A 5,142-nucleotide genomic window follows, 5' to 3' on the forward strand; every position below is an offset into this window, starting at 1 on the left:
GCCGCCGTGGGTCGTCTTCCAGTGGGGGTCGTTCTCGACGGCCCGGTTCACGGCGTACGTCAGCTCCGTGTCGGCCGACTACACGCTGTTCTCGACGACGGGCGTGCCCATCCGCGCCACCTGCCGGGTGCAGCTGCACGAGATCCCGATGAAGACCAAGGGGCAGAACCCGACCTCGGGCGCCCTCACCGCGCAGCGCGTGCACCGGGTCGTGGCGGGCGACTCGCTGCAGTCTCTGGCCTGGCGGGAGTACGGCAACGCGGCCGCCTGGCGCTCCATCGCCGAGGCCAACGGCATCGACGACCCCTCGCGGCTGCCGACCGGTGTCGAACTCGTGCTGCCCGCCACCGAGGAGGTGCGTTCCTGATGGTGCAGTCCTCGTTCGTCAGCGTCGTCGACGTGAAGATCGGCGGCGCCCCGCTGCCGCCCGAGTTCGTCCCGGACCTGGTGGAGAGCTACGTCGACCAGGGGGTCGGTGTCCCGGCCGCGTTCCGGCTGACGTTCCGCGACCCGTACCGGCTGCTGCTGGGCAAGCTGGGCATCACCTTCGGCACCGAGGTGGTGTTCGCGCCGGTGGCCGACGGCGAGGGCGCCGCCGATCCGCTGCTGACCGGCGAGGTCACCGGCCTGGAGGCCGACTACGACGGCACCGGCAGCTACACCGTCGTCCGCGGCTACGACTTCGGGCACCGCCTGCTGCGCCAGCGCCGGGTGGCGGCGTACCGCAACCAGAGCGCCTCGGACATCGCCCGCAAGCTCGCCGGCAAGGACGGTGTGCCGATCGGGCGGATCGAGTCGACCAAGACGGTGTACGAGTTCATCAGCCAGTCCAACGTCACCGACTGGGACTTCCTCGCGCGGCTCGCCGACGAGAACGAGATGGTCATGTCGGTGGACGCGGACGGCACGTTCCAGTTCGTGCGGCCCAAGTCGGCGTCCGGCGCGCCCTCCCCGAACACCGACGGCGACAAGAGCCCGTTCGTCCTCCAGGGCGGGCACGACATCCTGCGCCTGCGGGCCGCGGTGACGGCCGCCGACCAGGTGGCCAAGGTCGAGTCGCGCGGGTGGGACGTGACGACGAAGAAGAAGCTGACCGCCACCGCGCCCGCGACCGCCAACCCCGGCATCGCCATCGGCACCACCCCGGGCGCGGCGGCGGGGAAGTTCAAAGCGGCGACGCTCGTGGAGACGGGCACGCCCTACGACAAGCAGAGCGAGGTGAAGTTCGCCGCCGACGCCCTCGCCGACGACGTCACCGGCTCGTTCGCCGAGCTGGAGGTCGTCGCGCGCGGAAACCCCAAGCTGCGCCCCGGAGTTCCGGTCGCGCTGGCGGACGTGGGCGTGCCCTTCGAGGGCAAGTACACCGTCACCTCGGTGCGGCACGACTTCGGCGACGGCAGGCACTACGAGGCGTGGGTGACGGTCAGCGGACGGCAGTGGCGCTCGCTGTTCGGGCTGGCCTCGGGCGGGACGCCCGCCGCGCCCCGGCTGCCCGGCGTGGCCAACGCCCTCGTCACCGACGTGAACGACCCGCTCAAGCAAGGGCGGGTGCGGCTGCAGTTCCCGTGGCTGGACGACACCTACGTCAGCGACTGGACGCGGACCGTGCAACTGGGCGGTCTGGGCGGCGGCGGGGTGTTCCCGATGGACGTCAACGACGAGGTGCTGGTCGCGTTCGACCGGGGTGCCCTGGACCATCCGTTCGTGATCGGCGGGCTCTACAACGGGCGGGACAAGCCCACCACCGTCGGCGATGTGCCGCTGCACGACACCGTCCGCAAGAAGGCGAGCCGGCACACCGTCTCCGACCGGGACGGCAACCGGATGGACCTGCTCAGCCAGAAGACCGGCCTGCGCAAGCAGGGCGTCCGGCTCGTCACCGGTGACAAGCAGCTGACCATCAACCTGGACCGGACGAAGACCGAGATCACCGTCGACAGCAAGGGCTCGGTGACGATCAAGGGCAGCCGCTCGGTGTCGGTCGAGGCGGGCGGCGATCTCTCGCTGAGCGCCCGGCGCAGTCTCAGCATCAAGAGCGGCGGTCCGCTCACCATCCAGGGCGGCGGTCTGGTCAATGTGCGGGCCGCCGGGGCGATCAGCGTGAACGCGCTCGGCGCCCTGAACCTGGACGCGAAGGGCGTCGCGAACCTCACCGGCGGCGGCACCGTACAGATCAACTCCCTCGTCAACACGACGATCAAGGCACCGACCACGCTCATCGGGTCGAAGGTGTTCGGCGTCACCACCATCCCCGTCCCGATGCCGATCCCATGACCGGCGTCGCGAGACCAGGACCGACGAGGAAAGACAGGGTGTTCTGATGGCCGAGCAGTTCGTCGGCTCCGGCTGGTCGTTCCCGCTGCGCATCGGGCCGACCGGCGGGATCGCCCTGGTCAGCGGGGAGCGGGAGGTCGAGGAAGCGATCCGGCTGGTGCTGTCGACCGCGCCGGGCGAGCGGCCGATGCGTCCGGACTTCGGCTGCGCGATCCACGACCTGGTGTTCGCGCCGGTCAACGAGCAGACCGCGGGCCGCATCCAGCACGAGGTGTACGTCAGCCTGGACCGCTGGGAGCCGCGCATCGAGGTCGACGACGTCGAGGTCACCGCCGGCGGGGACCAGAGCGTGCTCTACATCGACGTCCGCTACTCCATCCGCGGCACCAACAACCCGCGCAGCCTGGTCTTCCCGTTCTACGTCATTCCGTCCCACGAGGAGCCCGACGCCCCCGGCGCGGGCACCGCCCCCGAAAGCGACCGCTGATGGCCCTGCCCTCCCCCAACCTCGACGACCGCCGTTTCCAGCAGTTCGTCGACGACGCCAAGCGCTACATCCAGCAGCGCGCCCCGGAGTGGACCGACCACAACGTCTCCGACCCCGGCGTCACCCTCGTCGAGACGGTGGCCCACATGGCCGACCAGATCGTCTACCGGCTGAACCGGGTGCCGGAGAAGAACCATCTGGCGTTCCTGGACCTGGTCGGGATCACCCTGTTCCCGCCGTCCGCGGCCCGCACGGATGTGACGTTCTGGCTGTCGGCGCCGCAGGAGGAGCCGGTGCGGGTGCCGGTCGGCACGGAGGTCGCGACGCTGCGCACCGAGAGTGAGGAGGCGGTCGTCTTCGCGACCGAGCGCGAACTGGCGGTGGTGCCCTGCGCGTTGCGTCATCTGCTGGTGCAGCACCGGGGCGAGCCGGTGGTCGACCGGACGCACGACCTCGCCGAGGAGGACAAGGACCTGCTGTGCTTCGCCGAGTCGCCCGGCCCCGGTGACGCCATGCTGCTCGGCCTGACGGCGGCGGTACCGCACTGCGCCGTCGCCCTGGACCTGGACAGCCGGGTGGACGGCGTCGGCGTGGACCCGCGGCAGCCGCCGCTGGTGTGGGAGGCGTGGACCGCGGACGGCTGGCAGCCCTGCGAGGTGGACCGGGACGGCACCGGCGGCCTCAACCGGCCCGGCGAGGTCGTCCTGCACGTCCCCGGCGGGCACGTGCTGTCCCGCAACGCCGGCCAGGAGGCGGGCTGGCTGCGCTGCCGCGTCACCGACCCCCTGCCCGACCAGCCCTTCTACACGACCTCGCCCACCGTGCGGGCCGCCGAGGCGTTCACCATCGGCGGCACCACCGGCGCCGTCCACGCGGAGACGGTGTACGACGAGGCCCTCGGGGAGTCCACCGGGCTGCCGGGACAGCGGCTGCGGCTCGCGCACGCGCCGGTGGTCGGCGACGATCCGCCGGTGCTGCTGCAGACCGCCGAGCACGACGGCTGGGCGGACTGGCGGGTCGTCCCGAACTTCGCGTCCTCCGGGCCGCGGGACCGGCACATCACCCTGGACGCCACGACCGGCGAGATCGCCTTCGGCCCGGCCGTGCGCGAACCCGACGGCTCCCTGCGGCAGTACGGGACGGTCGCCCCCAAGGGCGCCCCCGTGCGGGCCCGCCGCTACCGCACGGGCGGTGGCCGCGCGGGCAACGTGGCGCGCGGCGCGGTGCGGATCCTGCGCACCTCCATCCCGTACGTCTCCGAGGTCGTCAACCGCGAGGCCGCGCGCGGCGGGGTGGACGGGGAGACGGTGCAGGAGGCGAAGGTCCGGGCGCCGATCACGCTGCGCGCCCAGGAGCGGGCCGTGACCTTGCGCGACTACGAGGAACTGGCCCGCCGCGCCGCCCCGGAGACGGCGCGCATCACGTGCCTGGAGGGCAAGGAGGGCGAGCACGGGGCCTACGCGGTCCGGGTCCTGGTGGTGCCGCAGGCCGTGCCCGACCCGGGGGGCCGGCTGCGCTTCGAGCAACTGGTGCCCGGTGACGCCTTGTTGGACCGCATCACCCGGCACCTGGACGAACGGCGTTTGATCGGCACCCGGTTGGCGGTCGGCCCGCCGTACTACCAGGGCGTCACCGTCGTGGCCACGGTGCACGCCTTCCGGGGCGTCGACACCGACCGGGTGCGCCGGCAGGCGCACGACGCCCTGTACCGGCACCTCGATCCGCTGACCGGCGGTGCGAACGGCACGGGCTGGCCGTTCGGGCGGCCCGTCCAGGCCGGGGAGGTGTTCGCGGTGCTGCAGCGCGTGCCGGGGGTCGAGCTGGTCGACGAGGTGACCCTGCACCCCGCCGACCCGCTCACCGGCAAGCGCGGCGAGCCGACGGACCGGATCGACCTGTCGGCGCCGTCGCTGGTGTTCTCCTTCGACCACCGCGTCCGGGTGATCGGGGACGGGTCGTGAGGGGCCGGTTCTCGGAGGGGAGCGGCGCATGAGGGGCTCCATCGACGGTCTCGGGTCCTCCGCGCCGATCGGCGGGATGCTGCCGGCCGTGTTCGCCGACGACGATCTGGCCCAGCGGTTCGTGGGCGGGCTCGACGACGTGGTCGCGCCGATCCTGAGCGTGCTGGACTGTCTCGACACCTACTTCCGCCCGTCCCTCGCCCCGCTCGACTTCACCCAGTGGCTGGGCAGTTGGGTGGGTGCGGAGACCGAGGGCGACGAACCCGAGCCGCTGCTGCGGGCCGCCGTGGCCGCCGCCGCGTATCTGCACCGCATCCGCGGCACCCGGCGCGGGCTGTCCGAGGCGGTCCGGCTGGCGTTCGGCGTGGAGCCCGAGATCACGGAGAGCGGCGGCGGCCACGGCGGCCCGCAGCAGCGGCT

Annotated in this window: 5 protein-coding genes; all 5 read left to right on the forward strand. The window is 72.5% G+C overall.

Going from position 1 to position 5,142, the window contains the following annotated elements:
- The coding region (locus K4G64_RS38175; protein ID WP_221760449.1) for a LysM peptidoglycan-binding domain-containing protein at window positions 1–367 on the forward strand (367 nt) is incomplete at its 5' end.
- Window positions 367–2,274 carry a VgrG-related protein gene (locus K4G64_RS38180; protein ID WP_221760450.1) on the forward strand — a complete coding sequence of 636 codons (1,908 nt, stop codon included), beginning with the start codon at window positions 367–369 and terminating at the stop codon, window positions 2,272–2,274. The genes K4G64_RS38175 and K4G64_RS38180, both read left to right, overlap by 1 nt.
- 46 nt (window positions 2,275–2,320) lie before the next feature.
- The gene (locus K4G64_RS38185) at window positions 2,321–2,761 is read left to right on the forward strand and encodes a GPW/gp25 family protein (RefSeq protein WP_097223223.1); all 441 of its coding nucleotides are present in this window, start codon (window positions 2,321–2,323) and stop codon (window positions 2,759–2,761) included.
- Window positions 2,761–4,722 carry a putative baseplate assembly protein gene (locus K4G64_RS38190; protein WP_221760451.1) on the forward strand — a complete coding sequence of 654 codons (1,962 nt, stop codon included), beginning with the start codon at window positions 2,761–2,763 and terminating at the stop codon, window positions 4,720–4,722. The genes K4G64_RS38185 and K4G64_RS38190 overlap by 1 nt, the downstream gene beginning before the upstream one ends.
- Window positions 4,723–4,750: 28 nt before the next feature.
- On the forward strand, window positions 4,751–5,142 hold a 392-nt coding region (locus tag K4G64_RS38195; RefSeq protein WP_221760452.1), incomplete at its 3' end, for a phage tail protein.

This window comes from Streptomyces sp. WAC04114 (genome assembly GCF_019733245.1).
In the GTDB taxonomy this organism is placed as follows: Bacteria; Actinomycetota; Actinomycetes; order Streptomycetales; family Streptomycetaceae; genus Streptomyces; species Streptomyces massasporeus_A.